Raw genomic sequence first — 25,383 nt, 5'->3', positions numbered from 1 at the left:
ATCGTGAAACTAAAATTGAAGAATTTTAAGCCAAATAATTTATGGTATGCCATCTGTTCGAGTTCAGTTGCTTTTACATGGCTAATGACAAGCTCCGTTGTGCAGGCGAGTGATTTACAAATTTATGCTTCACCTACAGCTGGTAAAAAAACCATTGTGATGATGTTGGATACATCAGGAAGTATGACCAACAATAGTTATGGCGAAAACCGTCTGGCTATGCTTAAAAATGGTATGAATGCTTTTTTAGCAAGTAATAATCCTGTTTTAAATGACACTCGTGTGGGGTTGGGAAATTTCTCTGCAAATGGTGATAGCCGAAGTGGGCAAGTTCTAGTGGCTGCTGCTCCTTTAGGAGATGCGAGTACGTTAAATACAGTGGGTTCTCAACGTTATAAATTAAAACAGGCCGTTGCAAATTTAACCGCTGGCGGGTCAACGCCTTCAGCACATGCTTATGCGGAAGCTGCTGCTTATTTGATGGGTACAACGACCTATTCAGAGGCAAATTATGCCATTCGAAAAGATAGCTATATAAGGCGTGTGCGAAAATCTGATAATAGAACGGAATACTCATATTGTACGAATTATCGCGATTCACAAATCGATACTACAAATCTATGGCAACCTTGTCGTTCTAATAACTATTGGAGTAACTGGTCAACTTCTAATCCAGGTGTGGATACGGCAACTGTTTATGATACTTCGTCGGATTGGACCTATTCTTATACTTATTACTACACCACTTTTAATTATGCTGTAGCAAATGCAGATAGTGGTATCCCAAAATCAAAATCAAACGATACAACCAGCAATCCCAATATTGTTATAGATAGAAATGCCTCTAATTTAAATGCTATTTACCAATCTCCTTTGCCTGCAGTGGCCAATCGCCAGAGTTGTGATGGGCAGGGCATTTACTTTTTATCAGATGGGGAGCCGAACAATACAACAAATACACGTTCTGCAACTGTCATGTCGACAGCCCTAGGCAGCACTTTGGGAGCAAATTTTACTTGTTCTGGAGGTTTGTCTAACACGACAGCAGACTCTGGTTGGGCCTGTATGGGGGAATTTGCAAAAAGATTATTTGATAAAACAAAAAACCCAGCTGGAGTTTCTATTCAAACAGCATTTGTCGGTTTTGGAAGTGACTTTTCTAGTTTAAGTTCTTCTGATGTAAAAAATGCCTGTCGTTTAAGTTCGAGAACCCAATCTGACCGAAAAGGAGATGATGCGTGTTCACCGAATCAGGCCACAAATGCGGTCGCTGCACCTGGTTATGGTAATGGAGGTTTTTTCCCTACCCAAAGTGCGCAAGGTGTAACAGACAGCGTTATCGCATTTATTAATAACTTAGAAAAAGTTCCGTTACAACCCTTAACCACTGGCGCTATCTCAGTTCCTTATGATGCACTAAACCCTAAAAATTTACAGGAATATGGTTACTTACGGGCTTTAGAGCCAAACCCAGCTAACACATACTTAACATGGCGTGGAAATTTAAAGAAATATCATGTTGTTTTATCAGGGGGCAATGCAGGTGCTTTTGAAGCTAACACTGGTGGGTTGGTTTACAACGCAACTGGGGCTTTTAGAACGGGTACGAAAGATTATTGGAATAGCTCTAATTATAATGATGGAGGTAATGTCTTTTTAGGTGGTTCATATGCAAAAGTTCCTTTACCAATTGTGGGACAAAATGAAACACGTGATGAAGATGGAAATATCATAAAATATTATTACGCAGTACAAACTAAAATCCGCAACTTATTTACTGATGTTTCCGCTGTTGCGGCGGATGGTAGCTTAACGAAAATATCGACTTCTGGAACTAATTTGCTAAAAATTCCAGCTGCTCCCCCAGAAGGAACTAATCCTTTTGATAGTGTGGCTAATACAGCAAGTTATGTTTTAGGAAAATTTAATGCATCAACGGGACAAGATATTTTAAAAGCTTTCCCGATTGGCTTGAAATTAAAAATATTAAATTATCTAGGTTACTCAACTGATATTAGCGCTACGACTTTACCTTCGTCATTAGTTACATCGAATGAACCCTATTTATCGATGGGCGGTAGTATTCATTCTTTACCAGTACAGCTTACCTATAATGGAACATTAGATGAAAATGGGAATTTAACATCTGCGCGTGAACAATCCATTCTCTATGGAACGATGGAAGGTGGTCTGCATATTGTGGATGCCTCAACTGGTGTAGAACAAATGGCTTTCGTTCCTGCCGATATATTAAATGATCCAGTTGCATCAAAAGCTTTAGTGGTTGGCCAAAGTGATGCTTCAGCCCCTGCTCACGGTATGGATGGGGCTTGGGTATCTGACCCTGCATATAGTATTACTACAACGGGAAGCGGTAGCTCAGCAGTATCAAAAGTAACTGCAAAGCAAATGAATATTTATGGTGGCATGCGAATGGGGGGCAGCAGCTATTATGGTTTAAATGTCTTAAATCCTGCCTCACCTAAGCTTCTCTTTAGAGTAGGAGCAGATCAAACTGATTATAGTCGCATGGGGCAGAGTTGGTCTAAACCTGTACTTGCAAATATACGTTATAACGGGGTGATTAAACGCGTTATGATTGTTGGTGGTGGCTACGACCAATGTTATGAAAACCCGAATATTACTTTGAGCAACTCTTGCTTTACGAATGGAAAAGCAAAAGGGAATGCTGTTTATATTATTGATGCTAAAACTGGGGAACGCTTATGGTGGACTAGTGATACAGGCTCTAATATAGATAACTCTAATATGAAGCACAGTATTGTTAGTCGCATTAGTACCTTAGATCGAGATGCTGATGGTTTAGTCGACCATTTATATTTTGGCGATTTAGGCGGACAAATTTTCCGTATCGATCTTAATAATAACCAGACAAAAACAAATTCAACTTATAGCAGTTTCGGTATTCGAGTTGTTCGATTAGCCAATTTAGCAACGAATGACTCAACTTATGATGCCTCAAACGACTATACCGCTGGGAATGCGCCGCGTTTTTATGAACCGCCAACAGTGACAATTCACGATTATGGAATCCGCACTTTTATTACTGTCGGTATTGCTTCAGGTGACCGTAGTACACCTTTAGATGTTTATCCGCTTACAGGTCGTGAGGGGATGTCACCGAGCACCGCATTAAGCGGAAGACCTGTAAACAACGTTTATGGAATTATCGATAAAGACTTTATTAAAAAGAATTTAATGTCTTTAACAGATAGCCAGCTTGAAACGAAAGATATTACTCGATCGACGCTTCGAAAAAATCCACAAATTTTACGATCTGGAGAAACACGAGTAGCACAGATTTTCTTTCCCAATACGGGGACGGGACAAAATGGTTGGTATCGTTCACTTTCTAGTATGAGCGATGGTACCGAGAAAGCTAATAATAGTTTCCGTATTAAAGGAGGTCTTAAAGCTTTTGAAGAGCCTATGGCAATTACAGGGACTTTAATTGTGCCTGTTTATGATCCACAGGGAACAGGTATTGTAGCGGCAGACCCATGTTTACCCCGTGTAGTAGGTGAAACTGACCAGCAGACGTTCTGTTTACCATTTGGCGCCTGCCTTAATTCTGATGGGTCAATTGATCAAAATAAAGAGAATGGAAGTGGATTCAAAACACAAACTGGTACTAATTGCCCAGTAGGAGCTTCTGAATGTAATAAAAATGTTATTGGCTCCGGTATTCGTGGCATAGCATTTGTTCCAAAAAGAGATGAACCTCCAGTGACTAATAGTTGTGGGAAATTACAACTGTCTGGAAACGAGAGTGGAACGGGCGAGTGGCAGTGTACAAGTCACTTAGTTCCTGCGCGCTGGTATGAGCGTTATCGCTAAAGGATGACTTATGAATAAATACTATATCCAACGGTTTAATCAGGGTGTTACCTTGATTGAACTCATGGTTGTCATCGTGATTGTCGCTATTTTTGCTTCGATTGCTATCCCTTCATATCAAAGTTATAGCCGTAGAGCGACGGCTTCTGCTGCTAAAGGTGAAATTCTAAAATTGGCAGAACAGTTGGAACGGCATAAATCCAAGAACTTTACCTATAGAGGATTTACTACGACATCTGTAACTTTGCCACGGGGTGGTTATACGATTGAAATTAGTGATGATACGACGACAGGAAATTTATTAACGAATACTGCTGCAAATGGGCAGACATGGGTCATTAAAGCGACAACTACAGATTCAAGAAACTTTAATTTTATTGCTAAGAATTCAGGTTTGCGTTGCCAAAGTTTAACAGCTACGGCTGTTGATAATGACTGTGGTGGAGCGGTCACTTGCAATGTATGTGAAACAAATAGTGAGAATTGGCAATGAAGAATGGTTTTACCTTAATAGAACTCATGATTGTAGTAGCAATAATTGCAATTTTAGCAGCTATAGCGACACCTTCATATTTGCAGTATTTACGCAAAGGGCATCGTACAGCTGTTCAATCTGAAATGATGAATATTGCCCAAACATTAGAAGCAGAAAAAGTAGTTCACAATCGTTATCCGTCGAATGCGACGATTACTTCGATTTATGGTTCTAGTGTCAGTCCTCAACAAGGCCAAGCCCTATATAACTTAGCTTTTGCTAGCATAACTGATTCAAGCTGGGTGTTAACTGCTACACCTATTGCTACTAGTTCTCAAGCTGGTGATGGGATCATTTGTCTTAATGATCAAGGGCAAAAATTTTGGGCAAAAGGTGCAACTGATTGTGCGTTATCTGCCACATCAAATTGGCTACAGTAATTTTAAATTCAAAACTGCGGATAACTCAAAAAATAATCTTTCTTTCAGGGCGAAAATCACGTAGAATGTCGCCCTCTATGAAAGGGGTTTGAAGTGTTGCCGATGGTCGGCGCAGGGATAATCCGTAAGAATTATAAGGCTTTTATCATGGTTGTTATTCGTTTAGCACGTGGCGGCGCAAAAAAACGTCCATTCTATCAAATCGTTGTGACTGACAGCCGCAATGCACGTGATGGTCGTTTCATCGAGCGTATCGGTTTCTTTAACCCGACTGCACAAGGTCAAGCAGAAAAACTTCGTTTAGATGCAGACCGTTTTGCTCACTGGGTTTCTCAAGGTGCTCAACCTTCTGAACGTGTTGCTTCTTTAGCTGCTCAAGCTAAAAAAGCTACTGCATAATTTTTGTAGTAGGTAGCCCATGACATCAACACAGAATGTTCCCGAAGATCGTATTCAGATTGGACAGTTACGTTCAGCTTATGGATTGAATGGGTGGCTCTGGGTGTATTCAAATACAGAACCTATGAGCAACATGTTTGACTACCTGCCTTGGTACATTGAGACCAAGGCCGGTTGGCAAACAATAGATGTAAAACGTTGGAAACCACATGGCAAAGGCCTAGTTGTTGCGTTGAAAGGTGTGAGTGATCGCACTGGGGCGGAAAGCTTGGTTGGCGCTAATATCTGGATTGCTAAGTCTCAACTGCCAAAAGCAGATGTAGATGAATACTACTGGTCAGATTTAAAGGGCTTAACTGTGTTAGGTCTTGATGAAGAAGAACAGGAAGTAAACTTAGGGAAAATTCATGAGTTGTTTGAAACTGGAGCTAATGATGTGATGGTGGTGCATGCTACCCCAGACAGCATTGATTCAGAAGAGCGCATGATTCCTTGGCATAAAGATGTAGTACAACGTGTTGATCTTGAAGCTGGTCGTATTTACGTCAATTGGGGCGTAGATTATTAATCCTTTTAGGATTAATACAGCAGGAAAATAGAGGAGTCTGTGATGTTTTTTGCAGTCATTACGCTTTTTCCTGAAATGTTTGAAGCGATTACAGCCTACGGCATCAGCGGACGTGCGGCAAAGCGAGATATTGTACAAGTCACTTGTATTAATCCTCGTGATTTTGCTGAGGGAAACTACAGAAGAGTGGATGAACGTCCATTTGGTGGCGGCCCAGGTATGGTGATGATGGCTGAGCCTTTGGCGAAAGCAATTGCACATGCCAAACAGCTTGCCTCACAAGCAGGACATGTTCATGTTCCTGTGGTGTATATGTCCCCACAAGGCAAAACCTTAAATGAACAGGCAGTACAGCAGTTTGTTGATTATGACGGCTTAATTGTACTGTGTGGACGTTATGAAGGAGTCGATGAACGTTTGATCCAGCATTATGTTGATCAAGAATGGTCAATTGGTGATTATGTTTTATCTGGTGGTGAACTGCCCGCTATGGTGTTACTTGACAGTATTATTCGCCGTTTGCCGAATGTAATGTCAGATGAACAATCAGCAGTACAAGATTCTTTTGTTGACGGTCTTTTAGATTGTCCACAATATACAAAGCCTGACCATTTTGAAGGGCTAGATGTGCCAGAGGTATTAAAATCTGGACATCATGGCAACATTGAAAAATGGCGGTTTTTGCAGCGATATCAACGAACTCTAGAGCGCCGACCAGAGTTGGTCGAAAAGGTTGAGTTGACTAAGCAGCAAAAAAAATGGCTAAAAGATACGCAAGTGAATAACGGTAACTCTTAATCGTTATTCTCAAGAACGAAAGTTCTGCAACAAGACGAGAAGCAATGCTTCGAGTTAAAGCATAATTCTATTTATTGAATAGTTTTATGTAAATTTAAAGGCTCTTTATAGACATATTGTCGTAAAGGGAAAGATAAACGGGTTGATATGCGCTTTAGCCTCTATCCCCAGCGGAAATTCAGACCTCTTCTGACTCCGCACATATTGGAGATTCCCACAATGAGTGGTAAACATCCTTTAGTTCAAGCTGTTGAAAATGCACAGTTAAAATCTGATATCCCTGCTTTTGCTCCTGGTGATACTGTCATCGTTCAAGTAAAAGTAAAAGAGGGTGATCGTGAACGTCTTCAAGCATTTGAAGGTGTTGTAATCGCTAAGAAAAACCGTGGTTTGAACTCTGCGTTCACAGTACGTAAAATTTCTAGCGGTGTTGGTGTTGAGCGTGTATTCCAAACTCACTCACCAGTTGTTGCTAAAATCGAAGTGAAACGTCGTGGTGACGTTCGTCGTGCTAAACTTTACTACCTTCGTGACTTGTCTGGTAAAGCTGCACGTATTCGTGAAAAATTACCAGCTCGTAAAGCGTAAGCTTATAGCGAGTAAAAAAATGCGCCTTTTGGCGCATTTTTTTGTTTAAAAACTATAGTCCTTGAAGTTTCAAACGGTTTGCGTGTTGACGATAAACTGATACAGGATCGGAAGCGAAAATAGAACGTATACCAAGTACTTGGTTCACTTCATCTAAATGATTCCAGTTGTAATCATCACGAATTGTTTTACCAAATTTGGCACTGCATCGGGAAACAAGTCCATCATTATCACCAAATGGATCAACCACTAAACTACTGCCTGTCAGCGCAATATCAAATGGATCTAATGGGTTGGTCAGCGCTTTATTCCCCGAGAAAGAATACATATAAATACCTTTCTCTTGATATGTTCCTTCACCACAAGAAGTAGTTGGTACACCCATAGGGAATTGAGCATTAAATTGAGCTGAACCTTGAGTTGATAAGCTATGAGCACCTGCTAAAGAGTCGTGCGGATAGCTTGTTGGGTCTAGGCCTCCTGCCCAAGTAATGGCTGCTGAAAACCAGTTTACTAACGTTGCCAGTCTAGACAGAGGAGTACCCTCAACGTTCAGGATCACATCTGCCATTGGTGATCCCTTGTGAGGTGCACCGATCGTGGTGAGTGAGGCAACTTTCTCTGGCATGATACCGGCCACATAGCGAATTGTCGGGCCCCCATGGCTATGACCGATCAAGTTGACTTTAGGCTTACCAGTAATGGCAATAATCTCTTCTACTTGCTGGGCAAGTTGTTCACCACGCACTTCTGTTGAGTTAAAAGGTGACACTCTGGTGGCCCAGACATTTCCTCCATTACGAGCAAGATCCGGAAGGATTTGGTACCAGTAATCGAGACCAAGTGTATCTGTCCCAACTCGGTTAAACCCTGCCATACCGTGGTTAAAAACCAGTGGATATTTGGTTTGTGCATAAGATGAATAGACGAACGAGTTTTTAACTTGTTCAGCATTTGTGGCATGGGCCGCTGAAACACTCAATCCTGAGAGCATTGCAGCGCAAAAAAACATTAACTTCCTTTTCATTTTTTACTCACTATTTTTATTTTGTATGAAAAGCAGCTTCTTACTGCTAGTGCTTGTTTAGCCAGTTCCTAAAAGAAAAGGCTTAATAATTAAATGGCAGTTCACCTCCCTGATCATGGACCGTTTCAAAAGTTCGAAGTCTTAATTGTTCTTGTGATGAGTTAAATTGTTGTTGGCGTAATTGTTGTATGGCTTGGTTTTTAGCACTATCGCTCATATTGCTTTTAATAATTTCATCTCGTCCATTCAAGTAACTTGTGACCCTTTGCTGCCAAGCACTACGCTGTGTATCTAAAGTTTCTAGCCTTTGAGTTGCTTCAGCTCCAACAAGTGCTGTACGCATCTGCCGAAGTTCTTCTGCTGAACCATGACGTGCTTTAATTTGTTTGGTCAGTGCATGTAAGTCATCAAGTTTAGAGAGTTCTTGTAGGTTCTGTTGCCAGTCTTCTGGTAGCTGTTCAAAGCGTTCTTTAAGCCTTTGAGCCTTTTCAATTTCGCTTAAAGAAGAGTCCTCAAGTATTTGCATACGATCTAGCGTGTAGTTCTGATAGATATCTTCAGTTGAGAAGAGCCCATCAATTTCAGCGGACGAAAAGAAACGTTTTCTTAGATCTTGAATTGAATTAAAGATTTTTTGAAAATAATTTTTATCTTGTTGTTTTGATGGAGGCGTTTGGATTTGAGCAAGCTGTTCACGGTATTTTAAGTAGCGGGTCCATAAATCCAGAATCTGTGAGCGAGCTGGCTCTAAATATTTTCCCTGAATAAATTGTCCAAAGTGATTTTTAATTTGCTCTAAATCATTTTCTCCATATTGAGTAATAAAATATTCAAAGCAGTCACGAGTTTGACTGTTAACCACCAAATGTTGGGAACTATCAATTTTTAACTGACAGTTAACTTCAGTATCTTGCTGACTTTTACTATGGTAATAAGCATCTGCATTTAGCGTTGAGTTATTTGTGGGTGGAGCTGATGCTAAATTTTGAGCTGTGTTTTCACTGACTTGAGTTGATGTGTTTTTTGAATCAGGACTTAACCAATATACACATGCAATGAGGCTCAAAATAAAAAATCCGAGCACGCACCACAATACCTTCTTCTGCATCCCTTGCATAAAGATATCTTCCTTAAGTTTTAATTTGTTGTTTTTTTACTCGATCATTAATGTGCCATAAAATAAGTGAAAAGGCACCTAAATATTGTGAAAATATCTTGCCGAATTTGCTAACATGTCGGCACTTTTTTCTAGCTTTGTGTTCCAGTAAAAATGACGACAAAAAATCAAAAAATTTCTCGTCGCCATATCAGTGGTGTATTTCTATTAAATAAACCATTAGGCTTAAGTTCAAATGCCGCTTTGCAAAAAGTGCGTTGGTTATATCGCGCCCAAAAAGCAGGCCATACTGGAGCGTTAGACCCCTTGGCGACAGGTTTGCTCCCGATTTGTTTGGGAGAGGCAACCAAGTTCTCACATTATTTGCTGGACTCAACAAAGCGTTATCAAACCACTGTTCGATTGGGACAGACCACAACAACAGGTGATGTGGAAGGGGAGATTTTACAAGAGCGTCCTATTCCTGTTCTTAACCAAGAACTTATTGAACAAACTTTAGAAAAGTTTAGAGGCGATATTCAACAAGTTCCGCCCATGTATTCGGCTTTGAAAAAAGAAGGTAAGCCGTTATATGAGTTGGCGAGAAAAGGTATAGAGATTGAGCGAGAAGCGCGTCCAGTCACGATTTATGCTTTAGAGCTTATTGAATTTACCGAAAATAGTATCACTCTGGATGTAACCTGTTCTAAAGGGACATACATCCGTGTATTAGGTGAAGATATTGGTGAAGCACTTGGTTGTGGTGGGCATTTAACGATGCTGAACCGGACTCAAACAGGACATTTTGAGCTTATACCGAGCTATACCATTGAATATCTGGAAAGTTTAACAGAAGAGCAAAGAGAGGCTTTGCTACTTCCAGTTTATGCACCAGTTGACCATTTCCTAAAAATTCAAGTTCCGGAAGGGCGTGAAAAATATTTTTGCAACGGTTTAGAAAGCAATATTGAGCATTCTGCAGAAGCAGAAGTTTTGGTATTTTCGGGTGAGCGCTGTTTAGGTTTAGCCGAGATTACCGATAAAAAACGGTTGGTACCTAAGCGTATCTTAAATTTGTAGTAGATGTAGAGTATAGAGCATGGGCATGGAATGGGACGTTATCCTTAGTTTGATCTTTTTTGCGTTTACTGCAGGAGCAATTGATGCTGCTGTAGGCGGCGGTGGACTTATCCAAATTCCCGGGATCATGAGCACTTTTCCTAACATGTCGACTGCTACGGTGATTGGTACCAATAAAGTCTCATCCATTTTTGGTACTGCATCGGCGGCTTATACATTTGCTAAAAAAGTAAAATTGCAATGGAAGCTTTTAGCCGTTATTGCCATTTGTGCTTTGATTAGTTCTTTTGCCGGCGCTGCATGTTTGTCACTTATTCCTCAATCGGTATTGCGTCCTTTCGTTTTCGTGATGTTGATTGTGATTGCGATTTATACCCTAGTTAAAAAGAACTTCGGTCAAGTTCATACCGAGCAAAAAATTACCACGAAAATGTTAATTTTAGCTGCTATTGGTAGTTTGGCTATTGGCTTTTATGACGGTATTTTTGGGCCGGGTACTGGTAGTTTCTTTATTTTCTTTTTTATCCGTTTTTTACAAGTTGATTTCTTGCATGCTTCAGCTTTGTCAAAAATTGGTAATTTTATGACTAACTTAGCTGCGCTGAGTTTTCTCATCCCGACTGGTCACGCTATTTTGCATATTGGTTTAATGATGGCGGCGGCTAACGTGCTAGGTTCTATTGTTGGGGTGCGTACTGCGCTTAAATATGGTAGTGGTTTTGTGCGAATTATCTTTTTAATCTTGGTGAGTATTCTGATTTGCCGTTTGGGCTATCAAATGTTTGTTACGGGTTAAATAAGATTAAAAAAGTATGAGCTGTCCCTAAAATGCAGTTCATACTTTTTTGTATCATTTGAAATTAGAAATATAAAAATCATTACAGAAGTTTACTAGAAAGAAAACTGTGTAAAAAATAGTCTCATTTTAAGCTACTTAAACATTATAAATTTCAACGTATGATAAACCTTGAAATAAAAAAGATTTTTTAGCTAAAAAATGAGGAAGAGAATGAATATTTTCGAAGCATTAAGAGAAAGCCATGAAAATCAACGTAACCTTTCTGAACAACTTATTCAGACACATGGTTTAACTGAAGAAAGAAAAGAACTATTTGATGCATTAAAAAATGAACTTTATGCCCATTCAGTTGCCGAAGACCGTTACCTCTATATTCCTTTAATGTTTGACGATGTCGGTTTAGATATTACGAGACATGCTTTATCTGAGCATCACGAAATGGATGAGTTGGTTGAGCAGCTCGAAAAAACCGATATGAGTAGCCCAAGCTGGTTAGCAACCGCCAAACAGTTGAGTGAAAAAGTCCATCACCATTTAAAAGAAGAAGAGCATAAGTTTTTCCAGCAAGCTGGAAAAATTCTGAAAGACAGTGAAAAAGAAACGCTGGGTAATAAATATTTAAAGGAATATAAAAAGTATAAAAAGCAGCAGTAGAGCAAACCTACGCAGCTTTTCTAGTGCTTCTTAAAGTAACCCCAATCGAGGCCAACATTACACAAGCCAAAGCCACCCATTGCAGCATGCTGATTTCTTCGTGAAGCAATAAGAAACCCGTTAATGCTGCCAATGCAGGTGCTAAACTCGTTAGAGTCCCGTAAGTTAATTTATTGAGTTGTTTGAGAGCCATTAAGTCGAGTGCATATGGAATTGCAGTCGCTAACACCGCAATAAGTAAGGCTTTACCCCAGTACTGTGTCTCAAGTAATGCAGGAGCATTATGCCAGATTCCAATTGGCAATAAGGCAAGTGCAGATACACCGATCCCAATCGTTAAGGCGTGCATCCCGATATTTTGGGTCACAACTTTATGACCGAAATAGATATAGAAGGCCCAGCAAAGTCCTGCACCTAGCGCACATGCTGCACCTACATACGAGAAATGGTGTTGAATAGGGTTTTGCCAAGGTACCATGAGTGCAATGCCTAACATGGCTAGTGCTACCCAAATGTAGTCGCTCTTTTGTTTAATAGAAAGAAGCGCAAGGCCTAATGGACCAATAAACTCTAATCCAACAGCAATTCCCTGAGGTAATTTTCCAAGTGAGGTATAAAATAGGATATTCATTAAGCCTAAAGATGCGCAGTACATCAATAAATCACGCCATTTTAAATAGGGTAAGCGTGACCAGATTTTCCAAGATCGGAACATAATTGCGACAATAACCGTTGCAAAACTCAGCCTTAAAATTGTAACGGTGAGAGGGTCTAATGTTGCAATGAGCTGTTTGGCAAATGAAGCGCTGATTTGATACGAAACCATCGACAAAATCATATACAGCACAGCAATAATTGGAAGATTTTGCATGGAAAATACTCTAGCGCTTCATCTGATGTCTAAAAATAATGGTGGACAATTATAACGAATACTATGTTTTAGCTGGCAGATTTCATTAAATTAACTTGCTGCTTTTTCACGTTCTTGACGAGCTTTTTGGGTGGTTACGGTACAACCAACGGAAGCAGTGATAATAGTTGCAAGTGCTAGCCATTGATTCCATAAAAGATATTCACCCAAGAAGATAAATCCGGAAAGTGCTGCAACTGCGGGCTCTAGGCTCATCAATGTTCCAAAGCTTAAAGGTGTCAAATTGCGCAGTGCTAACATTTCTAAAGAGAATGGGAGAGCACTGGCTAAAATAGCCAAACCAATAAAATAAAAAAGATAGGGAAGTTCTATAACTTGTGCAATTGAGCCTGAAAAAAAGGTAATGGGTAATAAGATGCATGCACCTACACTCATTCCTAAACACACCGTATGATTACCTGAAATACCAGAAGGTTTCTGGCCGGCAATAATATAAAGCGCCCAACAAGACCCTGCACTAATTGCAAATAAAACGCCGATCCAATCTAAGCTATGAGCCTGATTGAAAGGGAAAAGTAAAATCAGCCCAATAATTGCAAAGCTGACCCAAACAAAATCATATTTTTGCCGTGCGTGATATAACGCCACACTTAAAGGGCCAATAAATTCAAAAGCAACCGCAATTCCAATGGGTAAGCGTTCGATCGACAGATAAAATAAGGCGTTCATGCCTGCAAGCGCAAATCCATAAGCTAAGATTGCTTTCCAGCGGACCTGATTAAAATTAATTCGCCAAATTTGAAAAATAATCGCAAGAATAATTGCACCTAAACATAGGCGCATTGCAGAAACAGTCAGTACAGGGAAGTTCTGAAACAAAATTTTAGCTAAAGATGCGCTACTTTGAACGCTTAACATGGCAAGAATAAGAAAACCCAAAGCATGTAGCTGAGATTTCTGGTTTAAAGTGGACATTTTATTATTTGATCAATTGGTATACTTTTCACATGATAATGTAAATACCCATAAAAAAGCCACAGACAATGCTGTGGCTTTTGAATTTACAGTCCGTATTAGAACAATACGCGCACGCGAATTGTACCTTCAACTTCATGTAACATATCTAAAGCTTCTTGAGAAGCAGAAGCGTCAACATCCATTACGAGGTAACCGATGTCACCTTTAGTCATAAGTGACTGACCAGAAATGTTGATGCCTTGTTCAGCAAACAAGTTGTTGATTTTAGACAATACACCTGGCACGTTTTTGTGGATGTGCAATAAACGGTGTTGGCCAGCTGTCAATGGTAACGCGATTTCCGGGAAGTTCACCGCAGAAAGTGTCATACCTTTGTCAGAGTAAGCAACAAATTTCTCTGCAACTTCTAAACCGATGTTTGCTTGCGCTTCCATGGTTGAACCACCAACGTGAGGAGTTAAAATCACGTTGTCTAGGCCGCGAAGTGGAGATTGGAATTCTTCACCATTTGCTTTAGGTTCTTTCGGGAACACGTCAACCGCTGCACCAGCAATATGACCAGACTTGATTGCATCAGCTAAATCTTCAATCACTACACATGTACCACGTGCAGCATTTAAGAAGATCGCGCCTTCTTTCATTTTCGCAAATTGTTCTTTAGTGAAGAAGTTACGTGTAGACGGAACATCTGGCACATGTAACGTTACAACATCTGCAGTTGCTAAAAGTTCATCTAAAGAACCAACTTGGCGAGCATTACCCATTGGTAATTTGGTTACTGCATCATAATAAATAACATGCATACCCATGCTTTCAGCAAGAACTGAAAGTTGAGAACCGATGGAACCGTAACCCACAATACCTAAAGTTTTGCCACGAGTTTCAAAAGAACCGACAGCAGACTTGTCCCAACCACCACGATGACAAGCCGCCGATTTTTCAGGAACACGGCGAAGAAGAAGAATCGTTTCAGCAAGTACAAGCTCTGCAACCGAACGCGTATTTGAATACGGTGCGTTGAATACAGGAATACCACGTGCCATTGCTGCTTTAAGATCAACTTGGTTTGTTCCGATACAGAAACAACCTACTGCGATCAATTTATTTGCAGCTTCGAAAACTTCTTCAGTCAATTGGGTACGCGAACGAATACCAATAAAGTGAGCATCTTTAATTGCTTCTTTAAGCGCTTCGCCTTCAAGAGCAGTTTTACGATAGTCAATATTGGTGTAACCCGCAGCGTTTAAAGTATCGACTGCGTTTTGGTGAACGCCTTCTAACAAAAGGAAACGGATTTTATCTTTAGGTAGTGAAAGATGTTGGCTCATTACGGCTCCGCTACAAAGGCCAAATTTGGTGGCGGTATAATAACATACTGGGCGGTGCTATAGATATTTCGTTTATACCATCGCCTTATGGCAATTTTATCTATGTCTAATCACTTCTGTTTATGGCTTGTCGAGCATTTTAAAATATGCTTGGTAGGGGGGTAAATGTGATTTTTCTCTGAAAGCCCCATAGAAAGCATTTATTTACGTTAAACATGTTTTGTAGTGACAGTATCTCTATTCTGAACTTTATCGCTTGCGCGGATACATGTAGAATATAGAAGTTCCTTGAACATTATGGCTTTGCTCAGGTGAGAACCTTGAGAATTATGAGGTCATAGTCCCACCACAGTTTACTTCTTGCTAGGTCTGCAAACGATGAATGCTCCAGTCGCTTTAACACCTGAGTTACTCACCCAATTAACAGCAATTGTCGGTGAAAACCGTATTAAAACTGATGCTGATAGTCTCGAAAACTGGGGTAAAGATCATACCAAGCATTTTAATCCGAACCCATCGGTCATCGTTTTTCCGTCAACGACTGAACAAGTTCAGGCGGTTGTGAAGCTTGCGAACCAATTTAATGTTGCGATTACACCATCGGGTGGTCGTACTGGTCTCTCTGCTGGTGCGGTAGCAACCAATGGCGAAATTGTCATTAGCATGGACAAAATGAACCAAATTCTTGAGTTCTTCCCGGCAGACCGTATGGTGCGTGTTCAAGCTGGTGTTGTGACTGAGCAATTGCAGAATTATGCAGAAGAACAAGGCATGTATTATCCGGTGGACTTTGCGTCAGCGGGTTCTAGTCAGATTGGCGGTAATATTGGTACCAATGCCGGTGGTATTAAAGTTATTAAATATGGCATGACACGTAACTGGGTACTTGGTTTAACTGTAGTGACTGGTAAAGGTGACATCCTGCGTTTAAACAAAGGTATGGTTAAAAATGCGACTGGTTATGCATTACAGCATTTATTTATTGGTGGTGAGGGTACACTAGGTTTAGTGACTGAAGCAGAAATTAAACTTGAGCGTCAACCACAAAACTTACAAGTTTTAGTTTTAGGTGTTCCTGATTTTGATGCAGTAATGCCTGTATTACATGCGTTCCAAAAAGACATCGACTTAACTGCATTTGAGTTCTTTGGTGAACTTGCAATGCAAAAAGTTTTAGATCATGGACATGTACAACGCCCATTTGAAACTCAATGTCCGTTCTATGTATTGCTTGAGTTTGAAGCACCATATGAGCCGATTCTCGATAAAGCAATGGAAATTTTCGAGCATTGTATGGAGCAGGGTTGGGTACTTGATGGCGTAATGAGCCAGAGCCTTGACCAAGTAGAAAGCTTATGGCGTTTACGCGAAGATATCTCTGAATCAATCGCGCCATTTATTCCATACAAAAACGATATTTCAGTATTAATTACTCACGTACCTGCATTTATTCGTGAAATTGATGCGATTGTTCAAGAAAACTATCCAGACTTTGAAATTTGTTGGTTCGGTCATATCGGTGACGGTAACTTGCACTTAAATATTTTAAAACCTGAAAACTTAACCAAAGATGAGTTCTTTGCGAAGTGTCAGGTAGTCAATAAATATGTGTTTGATACCGTGAAAAAATACGACGGTTCAATCTCGGCTGAACATGGTGTAGGCATGACGAAAAAGCCATATTTGGAATATTCACGTTCGCCTGAAGAAATTGAATATATGAAAGCTTTGAAAAAAGTGTTTGACCCGAATGGTTTGATGAACCCAGGTAAATTGTTTGATCTTTAAATTAGATCTATTTTGTAGGACTACATAGTTTCTACAGAGTAACCGACAAAGCCATAGCATCATAAAGCTATGGCTTTTGTTTTTGGTGATAAAAATGCAACGTTTATTTTTAATTTCAGCGCTTTGTGCTGGGCTTTTCACTGGGTGTGCGACGACCAGTAAATTAATTCCTTTTGTGGGGTCGGAAACTCCGATGCAACAAGTACTTAAAGCTCAGCCTGAGATCGTAAAAGAGCACAATAATACCTCAGTTCAGCAAGTATTTAACCGAGTAGAATCTCCAACAGTTTCCCGTATTACCGTGATTCAAACAGGTTTAATGGATGATTCTGTTTCTGCAATCCGAACAGAATATTCATTCAAATTGGTTGATGAAAAGTGGCAATTGCAAAATAAGCAAAAGAGCTACCAATGTGCGAGAGGGAAAGGCTCTAGAGGTTTCCAAACCCAGCTTTGCTCTTAAAAACAAAAAAGACGATAAATATATCGTCTTTTTTAATGACCTAAATTATACGCCGCTTTCTAAAATTTTAATTTTGACATCCACAACATCATCTTTGACTGCTTCATGATGCGCTTGCATATGAGGCGTCGCTAAATGCGCTTCAAGATGAGCAACACTTTCCCATTTTTCTAGCATGACAATCGTATCAGGCTCTTGGGTTTGGAAGCTCGCATTTGATTTGTGATCAACTAAAGGTTCATAACCATGACAACCATCTTCTGCTAAAACAGTTGGAATGATTTTTTGAAAGGCATCCAATACGTTCTGGCGATGCTGTCCACCCGATTTAGTACGAATTTCCGCAATAATGGTTAGCATGGATTTCTCCTTATTAGGCTGCTGCAAATACAGTATTTAAGTGTGCTTTATATTCTTCAACATAACTATCAACGTCAGGCATTTTAATCACGTCATTTACAATAAATGTCGGAAGGGTGCTCATGCCTAAGAACTGATTGGCTTTATGAAATGGTAAATAAACGCCATCTACACCTACGCCGTGGAAGAATTGATCTGCATCTTCAAATGCTTCCATTGGAGCATTCCAAGTCAAAGACAGCATATATTTTTTGTCATGAATTAAACCACCTGAACCATATTTTTTTGAGGCATCAGAACGGCTACGGCCATCACTTGCATAAAGTGAACCATGACCAGTGGTAAAGACATCATCAATGTATTTTTTGACTGTCCAAGGTGCGCCCATCCACCAGCCTGGCATTTGATAGATAACGACATCTGCCCATAAGTATTTTTCAACCTCACTTTCAGCATCATAGTTGCTGTCTGCACGGGTGACTTGGACTTCATGGCCGAGTTCCGTGAGGTGTGTGGTTGCTAGGGTGGTTAATGTGTCATTTAATTCACCGTTTGAGTGGGCAAATTGTTTAGCACCATTAATCACTAAAATCTTACTCATGGAGGTTGCTCTCATTAAATTCCTGTATTTGACGCATACTCTATGAGATTTACTGTTATATAAAAATGCATGAATAGGAAAAATATTGTTGATAAAAAATCAATAATGATTGTTAGATTTCTATTTAAAATTAATCTATCTCATTAATATCAATAAATTTATAACTATTTACAAAGCTCAAAAGGAAAAAGTGGCCTATTATCTTTAGCATTAATTTTGAGTAAATAGAGGGGAAGAGTGATGAAAAAGAATGGTTTGTTGATTATTTTCAGCTTAAGCATATTAACAGCTTGTGCTCCCCCTCAAAATTCTTCTGCTCAACTTGCTGATAGTCCTATACAGGCTGTATTACTCGATCAACCAGATCTTTTAAATGATGCAAGCAATTTAGATATTTCACAGCAAATGAATGCTTCGGATGACCCTTCCAATGCTCAAGTTACTATTTTGCAAATAGAACCTAGTCCAGATGCGGTGTCGAAAACACGTACTGAATATTTATTAAAACGAGATCAGCAAATCTGGAAAATTGTGAATAAAAAGCAAAGCTATCAATGTACAAAAGGAGAGGAAACTACAGATTTTCAAGTTAATCCTTGCCCATGATGCTTAATTTTTTATCGAATATGTGGATAACTTTGAGTTTGTGCACAACCATAATTTGCATGCCCTTTTGTGCAAAAAACTGAAATTTAAGCTTCTTGAAATTGCATGATTGCTGATCAATTTAAAAAGTGCTATTGTTGCGCTCGGCAATTGTGCCAATTGGTAAAAATTACCGAATCTCACGTCATATATTTTTTCTTGTTTTAGACACCTTGTGAATACGGTGTTTCACACTCTAAACATGCACTCTCACGGCATATAACAACTTAACGAAAGATTGATTGACCATACATGTCATCGTCATGACTACATCTTATTTTATAGGTAGTCGTACAGACATATGGCCGCTATTTTGAAGTGTACAACTCATGAAAAATATTCAAACGACAACGTTGAACCGTACAACGTTGATGTTTCCGTTGGCCTTAGTGCTATTTGAATTTGCGGTTTATATTGGTAATGACCTGATTCAGCCAGCCATGTTGGCAATTACTGAAGATTTTGGTGTAAGTGCAACTTGGGCACCATCTTCGATGTCATTTTATTTATTAGGTGGCGCATCTGTTGCATGGTTACTTGGTCCTTTGTCGGACCGTCTCGGACGTAAAAAAGTACTATTAGCAGGAGTTTTATTCTTTGCTCTATGCTGTTTTTTAATTTTACTGACGACGCAAATCGAGCAATTTCTAGCTTTAAGATTCTTGCAGGGAATTGGCTTAACCGTAATTTCAGCAGTTGGATATGCGGCTATTCAAGAAAGCTTTGCTGAACGTGATGCGATTAAAGTCATGGCACTCATGGCAAATATCTCATTACTTGCACCCTTGCTAGGACCTGTACTTGGCGCTTTCTTAATTGATTATGTGTCTTGGCACTGGGGCTTTGTCGCCATCGCTGTATTGGCATTACTCAGTTGGATCGGGTTGAAAAAACAGATGCCAAGCCAGCAAGTCAGTGTAACCAAGCAACCTTTTAGTTATCTTTTTGATGATTTTAAAAAGGTGTTTGCCAACCGCCGTTTTTTAGGTTTAAGCCTCGCATTACCTTTAGTGGGTATGCCTTTAATGCTATGGATTGCTTTATCTCCAATCATTTTAGTAGATGAATTAAAGCTCACCAGTGTGCAATATGGCTTAGCTCAATTCCCCGTATTTTTGGGTTTAATCGTAGGCAACATTGTCTTAATCAAAATTATTGACCGTTTGCCTTTGGGTAAAACCGTCATGATGGGTTTGCCGATTATGCTAACTGGTACACTCATTTTAATATTAGGTGTAGTGTGGCAAACCTATCTCATACCATGTTTGCTTACAGGCATGACACTGATTTGTTTTGGTGAGGGGATTAGTTTCTCGGTCTTGTATCGTTTTGCGCTCATGTCATCTGAGGTATCAAAAGGAACTGTTGCAGCAGCAGTTTCAATGTTACTGATGATGAGCTTCTTTGCAATGATTGAACTTGTACGTTATCTCTATACACAATTTCATTTATGGGCTTTTGCATTGTCTGCATTTACTTTTATTGCTCTTTGGTTTAGCCAACCGCGAAGTGCTTTGAAGCAGGAAATGCAAGAAAGACTTCAACAAGGCAACAATTAAATAAAAAAATACCGGAATTGATATTCCGGTATTTTTTTATTCTACTTAATCTCTTGTTCTAAAAGTTTGTCTTTAAGTGTTAATAATTCTGGCAAGGTTTCTAGCAATAAACTGATTTGTTTTAACACGAGTGTGTAATTCTCTGAAAAGTGCTCATGAGTAGTTAGGCTTTGAATTTGCGCTAAAGTCTGCTCAAGGAAATTGAAATCAATATAAGCCGGATCAAATAAGCTCTGTTTAAGAATTTGCTGACAATCCAGTAAGAGTTGTAATACCTGTTGATCATCAATTTTTTGTCGTTGGCTTCCTAACGCTGCTACGTAACTCAGTTGGCTGTGGCTATAAACCAAATAACGAAAAGCATAATGGATGAGTTGAGGGTTCGGGTTCGGTTCAGCACTTAAGCTTGAAATCATGTTGGATAGCTCAATCTGAGCGTTATGTGCAGCACGGCGAATTCGGCGGTACTCTATATCCTGATTTTTGCCATATTGATATTGCTCAACAATCACATTGAAATAATCTAAGGTCGATTTGCTGCTTTTATTAATATTGTTGGGGATGTTCCGAAAGTTCCAGTCGGGCCAAATAAAGTTTACGGCGAGCCATGCAATAAAGCAGCCTAATAAGGTATCTATCAGTCGAGGTAAAATAATACTGTAGCCAGCGCCTTTTAAGTTGAAAATTAATAGCACCATAAGGGTGGCCATGAGCGTAGCCAAAGCATATTTCTTTTGACGTAAGTAAAAAAAGCAGACTCCACAAATAATTGTAATGATGAGCTGGCCTTCAATACTCGGTACAAAATATAAAATTGGTATTCCTAATAAAACACCGAGTAGAGTACCAATCGTTCTTAATTTAAGACGGCTTTTAGTCGCAAAATAAGTAATCTGACAGACAAATAAACTGGTGAGTAAAATCCAGTAACCATGCTGCGCAAACGGTAATAATGAAATTGCGTAACCTGCGGCAAAAACCACAGCAATTCGTATGGCATGCCTAAACAGCGCTGACTGTGGCGTAAGTTGTTGCCGAAGTTTTAAGATAAGATCTGAAAATCCTTGAATATCATCATCAAGTAAATTTAAGTGTTCTTGTCTTGTTTGAGTGTTATTTTCAGGAACAGGTTGGGCATATTGCAGTTGTTCAAACTGTTCATGCATTCCTTTTAAATTATCAAAAATAAGTTTTAAATTCTTAACTTCAAAATTTTGTGGATGTTGTTGTATCCAATCTTTTAAAGAACTTTCCAAATGTCCTAATACTTTCTGACTTTCTTGCGAAGGCTGATATGGCTGGGTATATAAAATACATTGAGCTAAGTCTTGGCATGCTTGTGCTTGTAGACGCAGGTTTTTTTGGAAACGGAAAATAAGATCACTACGGCTAAAATTCTGTTGAATATGTTCGTAATGTAAATAATTAGAGGTTGCTTGCTCGTGAATGTCCCGCGCAAAAAAATACAGGTTTAGCCAATAGATACTTTTATTACTGACTCTGGAAGCTTTCAATCGAGTAAGTAGTGAACTGCGTATTTGATTGAGACTTTGGGCAACTTGAGTATTTTGTAGAGATAACTCATATAAAAGCTGCTCAACATTCTCTTTATTGTCCGGATCAAACAAACGAGCTTTTGCTTGTAGTAGAACAGAAATTTCTTTAAAAATTTGTGAGAGCTTATCTTGTAAGGGAAGTGTCGGTTTAATAATAAAAAATAAAATAGAAGTTAAACCGTACCACAGAGCACCATAAACAAAATAAGTAGGTTGTTGATACCAATGTGCGTATTCGCCTAAACCGAACATACTATAAATAGAGAGCAGAATCGTGCCAAAAGAAATCGTGGCATAACGTTGCCCTAAGGCGCCTAGTAATATAAAAAAAGCGCTTGAGATAGAGAGATATAAAATAAAGAAAATTTTGTAAGGAGCTAAAAAGCCAAGAATACTACTGACTGTAAAAAAGAGCAGGCAGACATAGACCAAGTTGCGTAATCGAATACTTAAGCGATCATCAAAGTCTGTTAATGCTGCTGCAATTGCGCCTAAGGTTACGGGAACAATAAGTTGATTATAGCCCAGCCACAGCAAACCTAAAGTTGTGCCAGTCAGTACAATCAGAATTTGCAGGCAATAAATTAAAATAGAGTTTGTCTTAAAGCTATTAAATATTTGGGTCAGATAATTCACGGCTTTTGTTCTAAATTAGAGAATACGTGAGAAAGCAGTATGTAACTTTAAATTTTTATTACTTCAAAAATATTATTCTTTTTATCTACAAAAGTCAGTCATTTTTTAAGATTTTATTAGGCTTACATCAAGTTGTAACGATCAATAAAGTAACAAAATTGTGGATATCTTTTTAGATACCCACAATTTGAAAAATATATAAATTATTTAATCACACCACATGCAATTCGTGCTCCGCCACCGCCCAGAGGTTGAGGTGAGTCTGAATAATTGTCACCACCCGCATGGATCATAATCGCTCGACCCTGAATATCAGCAAGTTTTAATCGAGGTGCGATTACGGCAGTTGTTGCAACACCTGTATTATCGACAACTAAAACAGGTAGATCGCCTAAATGGCCAGTCGTTGGAGTACCGTGATGAGGGGCTTGGTTCGGGTTATAGTGGCTACCTGCAGCTAAAGCAGCGCCAGGTTTTCCATCTTTTACAGCAGGTGCACAAGAAGCGTTTTCATGAATATGGAAACCACGAGTACCACTTGGTAAGTCAGCAAGAGCAGGGGTAATAATTAAACCTTTGTCACTATCTTGAAAGCTAATCGTACCTATTTTTTTGCCAATACCGTTAGCTGTCACTTCATTTACATCGACCACTTTTTTTGTATGCATTGAGGTTAATGCTTGAGCTGTGTCAGATACAGTTTTAGTTACCGAACTACAGCCAACGGTAAAAAGGGCTGTAAGCGCACAGACTGCGCCAATTTTATTAAACATCTGCATGATTGGATGTCCTTATAAATATATATGATTGTTTGATTCAAACAAACAGAGGTCTGACCTACAAGTTAATTTAAATAGTTAATTTGTATCTAGAAACATTTTTAAATTAAATCGCTATGTCACTTTTCATCACTAGACGATTCACTCTCAGAATCATAAATCATGGTCGTTTTTGGCATAGGTTCGGGTTCAATCGTTTCATGTAACCATTCACGCCAAATTGCCAGTAAAATAGCCAAAATTACAGGACCAATAAATAATCCAACCAAGCCAAAACTCGCAATACCGCCTAATACACCAAACATAATTAATAAGAACGGAATTTTGGTTGCACCAGAAATGACGAGTGGCCTAATCACATTATCTGAGCTACTGACAATCAGCACACCCCAGACCACAACACCAATTGCCTCCATAGTTTGTCCCTGAGAGAACAACCATAAGCCAACGCCTAAATAAGAAATTGGAGTACCAAATGGAATTAAAGCCAATAAGAAAGTAACAATAGTGAGTACCATAGGGTTTGGTACACCTGCTACGAAGTAACTTAATCCAGCTAAAACGGCTTGAGCAATTGCAGTTAAACCCACACCATAGACTACTGCACGAGTTGTTTCAGAAATTGTATCGAGATAATGATGAATACGAGGGCCAATGACCATTTCTAAAGCTTTACTCACTTGAGATAAAATCATTTGTCCATCACGATAGAAGAAAAATAGGCTAAATACTGCAAAGCCAAGTTTGACAATATTTTTACTAATTTCACCAAGCAGCACACGGCCATAACTTAAATGGCTTTGTACCCAAGCTGCGATATTTTGAATCGTGCTGTTAGGATCGTTATTTAACTCATTGAGTGTACGAGAAATCTCTTTTCCAACAAAAGGAAGGTCACGAATAAAATCTGGAACGCTTAAATGACCCGAAAAAACCTGACGTTGTAAATCAAAATATAAGTTACGTCCCTCATGCTGCAAAATAAAAACCGCGCATGTAAAGGGGATGCCAACTACCAAAATGACCAGACTAATCATTAGGGTTGCGTTTAAAGTATTACGTGATTCTCCAAAAAAGCGCTGAATTCTTAAATAAATAGGCCAAGTCATATATGCAATGATGGCAGCCCAAAGTACAGGAACAATAAAATATTTCAGGATATTAAATCCTAAAAAAATCAAAATAAAAAACAGCCCAAACAATAAAACGCGCTGTAAATTAGGAGCGTATGGATGCACGAACAATATTTCTCTAATTTTCTACATAGAATAAAGTCATATTAACTGAAAAATAACCTGAGGCAAATTTTAAGGCCGTAATGTAAAGAACCTTATACATCCAGTTTCAAAGGCTAAAATTCCTTTAAAACCACTCAGCTTTATCTTCAATTAACTTGTTTAGAACAGGTTGCCATTGATTTTGGATACTAATAAAGTTCTTTTGCGGTTTATCAAAAATGCTTAAACCTTGCATTGCTAAGCTGCCATAGGCAGTGCGTTCAGCAATCCATGCAACAGGTTCCTGTTCAATTTTTTCAAAGAACTGCTGGATATCTTTTGAGCTTGCACTGTTTGGTTTTACACGGTTAGCAAGAAGCAAAATCTGTACTTTGCCTTTGCGAATACGTTTAATATCTTGTAAATGCTTCAAAAATCGACGAGTACTGTCTATGTCAAAAAATGAAGGCTGAAGCGGAGTAATAATGGCATGAGCTTCACTAATAAGTTGTTCAGCATGCTCACCTGAAAGTGCACCAGGTGCATCAATAATTAAATAGTCCAGATTTTTGGGTGCATCACCAATTGATTTCTCATGACGCCAGTCTAGGCTTTGAATCGTTGCAACGGTATCAGGGCGCTGTTTTAACCATTGTAAAGCCGATTTTTGATTGTCCGAATCTGCTAATGCTACTTTATATCCTTTTTGTGCCAATGCTGTTGCCAACGTAATGGCCGTCATGGTTTTTCCGCATCCGCCCTTTTGATTTGCAATAAGTATCGTTTTCATAAATCCAATTATTTTCAGCAGCACATTTGT

Annotated in this window: 25 protein-coding genes; 14 read left to right on the top strand and 11 right to left on the bottom strand. The window is 39.2% G+C overall.

The annotated features are described in order from the left end of the window. Positions 1–3: 3 nt before the first annotated feature. The 7 genes from J663_RS07555 (at position 4) to rplS (ending at position 7,126) form a co-directional block, all read left to right on the top strand. Complete coding sequence (locus tag J663_RS07555; RefSeq protein ID WP_033848867.1) at positions 4–3,858, top strand: PilC/PilY family type IV pilus protein; 3,855 nt, start codon at positions 4–6, stop codon at positions 3,856–3,858. Between the two features lie 10 nt (positions 3,859–3,868). Beyond that, complete coding sequence (locus J663_RS07550; protein WP_033848865.1) at positions 3,869–4,351, top strand: type IV pilin protein; 483 nt, start codon at positions 3,869–3,871, stop codon at positions 4,349–4,351. After that, entirely contained in the window at positions 4,348–4,773 is a 426-nt protein-coding gene (locus J663_RS07545) for a type IV pilin protein (protein WP_033848863.1), read from the top strand. Before J663_RS07550 ends, J663_RS07545 begins: the two co-directional genes overlap by 4 nt. Before the next feature lie 147 nt (positions 4,774–4,920). Continuing rightward, a complete protein-coding gene (rpsP, locus tag J663_RS07540; RefSeq protein WP_000260334.1) occupies positions 4,921–5,172 on the top strand; it encodes a 30S ribosomal protein S16 in 252 nt (83 codons plus the stop codon). Positions 5,173–5,191: 19 nt separating this feature from the next. Then, positions 5,192–5,740 carry a ribosome maturation factor RimM gene (gene rimM / locus J663_RS07535; RefSeq protein WP_002116736.1) on the top strand — a complete coding sequence of 183 codons (549 nt, stop codon included), beginning with the start codon at positions 5,192–5,194 and terminating at the stop codon, positions 5,738–5,740. Between the two features lie 42 nt (positions 5,741–5,782). Then, complete coding sequence (gene trmD, locus J663_RS07530; RefSeq protein ID WP_002116964.1) at positions 5,783–6,538, top strand: tRNA (guanosine(37)-N1)-methyltransferase TrmD; 756 nt, start codon at positions 5,783–5,785, stop codon at positions 6,536–6,538. A gap of 219 nt (positions 6,539–6,757) precedes the next feature. Further along, complete coding sequence (gene rplS / locus J663_RS07525; RefSeq protein ID WP_002116654.1) at positions 6,758–7,126, top strand: 50S ribosomal protein L19; 369 nt, start codon at positions 6,758–6,760, stop codon at positions 7,124–7,126. Between the two features lie 52 nt (positions 7,127–7,178). Here the strand turns inward: rplS and J663_RS07520 are convergent, their stop codons facing one another. Both J663_RS07520 and J663_RS07515 read right to left on the bottom strand, forming a co-directional pair. Then, a complete protein-coding gene (locus J663_RS07520) occupies positions 7,179–8,120 on the bottom strand; it encodes a lipase family alpha/beta hydrolase (protein WP_081404679.1) in 942 nt (313 codons plus the stop codon). Between the two features lie 115 nt (positions 8,121–8,235). After that, positions 8,236–9,270 carry a lipase secretion chaperone gene (locus J663_RS07515; protein ID WP_033848859.1) on the bottom strand — a complete coding sequence of 345 codons (1,035 nt, stop codon included), beginning with the start codon at positions 9,268–9,270 and terminating at the stop codon, positions 8,236–8,238. A 153-nt stretch (positions 9,271–9,423) separates the two neighbouring features. On the opposite strand from J663_RS07515, the gene truB reads away from it, so the two are divergent. The 3 genes from truB (at position 9,424) to J663_RS07500 (ending at position 11,782) form a co-directional block, all read left to right on the top strand. Next, entirely contained in the window at positions 9,424–10,329 is a 906-nt protein-coding gene (gene truB / locus J663_RS07510; protein WP_032004865.1) for a tRNA pseudouridine(55) synthase TruB, read from the top strand. 19 nt (positions 10,330–10,348) lie between these two features. After that, entirely contained in the window at positions 10,349–11,125 is a 777-nt protein-coding gene (locus tag J663_RS07505; protein ID WP_081404667.1) for a sulfite exporter TauE/SafE family protein, read from the top strand. Between the two features lie 213 nt (positions 11,126–11,338). After that, positions 11,339–11,782 (top strand): hemerythrin domain-containing protein, encoded by a 444-nt coding sequence (locus J663_RS07500; protein ID WP_001019905.1) that lies wholly within the window; start codon positions 11,339–11,341, stop codon positions 11,780–11,782. A 7-nt stretch (positions 11,783–11,789) separates the two neighbouring features. On the opposite strand, the gene J663_RS07495 is transcribed toward J663_RS07500, so the two are convergent. The 3 genes from J663_RS07495 to serA form a co-directional block, all read right to left on the bottom strand. After that, positions 11,790–12,653: an EamA family transporter gene (locus J663_RS07495; RefSeq protein WP_005804554.1), complete on the bottom strand. Its 864-nt coding sequence runs from the start codon at positions 12,651–12,653 to the stop codon at positions 11,790–11,792. Between the two features lie 90 nt (positions 12,654–12,743). Next, positions 12,744–13,628, bottom strand: a complete 885-nt coding sequence (locus J663_RS07490) for an EamA family transporter (protein WP_017481710.1) — start codon at positions 13,626–13,628, stop codon at positions 12,744–12,746. Between the two features lie 98 nt (positions 13,629–13,726). Further along, entirely contained in the window at positions 13,727–14,959 is a 1,233-nt protein-coding gene (gene serA, locus J663_RS07485; protein ID WP_002116919.1) for a phosphoglycerate dehydrogenase, read from the bottom strand. Positions 14,960–15,337: 378 nt separating this feature from the next. On the opposite strand from serA, the gene J663_RS07480 reads away from it, so the two are divergent. Both J663_RS07480 and J663_RS07475 read left to right on the top strand, forming a co-directional pair. Then, complete coding sequence (locus tag J663_RS07480; protein WP_002116692.1) at positions 15,338–16,747, top strand: FAD-binding oxidoreductase; 1,410 nt, start codon at positions 15,338–15,340, stop codon at positions 16,745–16,747. 94 nt (positions 16,748–16,841) lie between these two features. Continuing rightward, on the top strand, positions 16,842–17,210 hold the full coding sequence (locus tag J663_RS07475; protein WP_017400479.1) for a hypothetical protein: 369 nt from the start codon (positions 16,842–16,844) through the stop codon (positions 17,208–17,210). Between the two features lie 45 nt (positions 17,211–17,255). Here J663_RS07475 and J663_RS07470 read toward each other — a convergent pair whose 3' ends face one another. Then, positions 17,256–17,570 carry a putative quinol monooxygenase gene (locus tag J663_RS07470; RefSeq protein WP_033848856.1) on the bottom strand — a complete coding sequence of 105 codons (315 nt, stop codon included), beginning with the start codon at positions 17,568–17,570 and terminating at the stop codon, positions 17,256–17,258. 13 nt (positions 17,571–17,583) lie between these two features. After that, positions 17,584–18,171, bottom strand: a complete 588-nt coding sequence (locus J663_RS07465) for an NAD(P)H-dependent oxidoreductase (RefSeq protein WP_014207799.1) — start codon at positions 18,169–18,171, stop codon at positions 17,584–17,586. 237 nt (positions 18,172–18,408) lie between these two features. On the opposite strand from J663_RS07465, the gene J663_RS07460 reads away from it, so the two are divergent. Together J663_RS07460 and J663_RS07455 are read left to right on the top strand one after the other, a co-directional pair. Next, a complete protein-coding gene (locus J663_RS07460) occupies positions 18,409–18,777 on the top strand; it encodes a hypothetical protein (protein ID WP_081404666.1) in 369 nt (122 codons plus the stop codon). A gap of 368 nt (positions 18,778–19,145) precedes the next feature. Further along, positions 19,146–20,375 (top strand): MFS transporter, encoded by a 1,230-nt coding sequence (locus J663_RS07455; protein ID WP_005067162.1) that lies wholly within the window; start codon positions 19,146–19,148, stop codon positions 20,373–20,375. Positions 20,376–20,416: 41 nt separating this feature from the next. Here the strand turns inward: J663_RS07455 and yccS are convergent, their stop codons facing one another. The 4 genes from yccS to J663_RS07435 all read right to left on the bottom strand — a co-directional run bounded on the left by yccS (position 20,417) and on the right by J663_RS07435 (position 25,353). Further along, positions 20,417–22,567, bottom strand: a complete 2,151-nt coding sequence (gene yccS, locus J663_RS07450; RefSeq protein ID WP_033848851.1) for a YccS family putative transporter — start codon at positions 22,565–22,567, stop codon at positions 20,417–20,419. A gap of 203 nt (positions 22,568–22,770) precedes the next feature. Continuing rightward, entirely contained in the window at positions 22,771–23,340 is a 570-nt protein-coding gene (gene sodC, locus J663_RS07445) for a superoxide dismutase family protein (protein ID WP_075383285.1), read from the bottom strand. A 125-nt stretch (positions 23,341–23,465) separates the two neighbouring features. Then, complete coding sequence (locus tag J663_RS07440) at positions 23,466–24,584, bottom strand: AI-2E family transporter (protein WP_033848850.1); 1,119 nt, start codon at positions 24,582–24,584, stop codon at positions 23,466–23,468. A gap of 124 nt (positions 24,585–24,708) precedes the next feature. Then, on the bottom strand, positions 24,709–25,353 hold the full coding sequence (locus J663_RS07435) for a ParA family protein (RefSeq protein WP_005804567.1): 645 nt from the start codon (positions 25,351–25,353) through the stop codon (positions 24,709–24,711). Between the last annotated feature and the right edge of the window lie 30 nt (positions 25,354–25,383).

The organism is Acinetobacter sp. 826659 (assembly GCF_000588515.1).
GTDB classification, from domain to species: domain Bacteria; phylum Pseudomonadota; class Gammaproteobacteria; order Pseudomonadales; family Moraxellaceae; genus Acinetobacter; species Acinetobacter pittii.
Note: the sequence above shows the minus strand (reverse complement) of the source record. Positions and strands in the feature narration are given on the sequence as shown.